Source organism: Candidatus Paracaedibacter symbiosus (assembly GCF_000757605.1).
Taxonomy (GTDB): domain Bacteria; phylum Pseudomonadota; class Alphaproteobacteria; order Paracaedibacterales; family Paracaedibacteraceae; genus Paracaedibacter_A; species Paracaedibacter_A symbiosus.
Genome location: NZ_JQAK01000045.1, coordinates 4,450 through 5,219 on the forward strand (window position 1 = coordinate 4,450; position 770 = coordinate 5,219).

Sequence of the window (770 nt, forward strand, 5' to 3'; positions counted from 1 at the left end):
ATTGGGCTTGGTATCATAAGAATGACTATGGTCGCAGGAATAAAGTTGAGAATAGTTTTTACAGACTAAAGACGATCTTTGGAGAAAACTTCATTCAAGAAACTGGAATAATCAACAGGCAGAGACCCATTTGATTTGTTGTCTCCTTAACAAAATGACTCAAGCAGGTATGCCAAAGTCAGTGAAAGCAGTTTGAAAAATACATCTTAAGGATAATTTTACTCTCCTAAATGATTTAAGCCACAAAGCCGCATAAAATCACCTCATCTAGTATGATAAACATGGTTTTTAACCAACCTTGTAAAATGCATGATCACTCAATATTGAGGTCATAAGATACCGTTCGGTTTTAAAACCAATAATAGATAGAGAGAGTTAATTCTTTATGACGTGCTCAAGTGGCACAAGGAACGTAACGACTTCTCTCTACCTTTATCAGTATATTAGCTTCACATACTGATCTCTTATAGAGATACAAGGTACGTAAAGTACCACAGAGATTTTCTATAACCATTAAGAGGCCTTTCTTTGCCGCGATTTATGTTGCCTGTTTTTCCAATAGCTTCAAACGGTTATTTTCTGGGGTACAATTCCGATAGAATCTTTACGATTTTCTTCAGAAAATCGTATTCACCAAGCATGTTAATATGCGCCCATATAATAATAGAATGGCTGGAAATAATGTTGAGTAATTACTCTTTGTCCTCGTCGTCGATCATCCGTTTTAGCTTATAGGTTGTGATACTGTGTTAAGTATCAAGGATTATTAA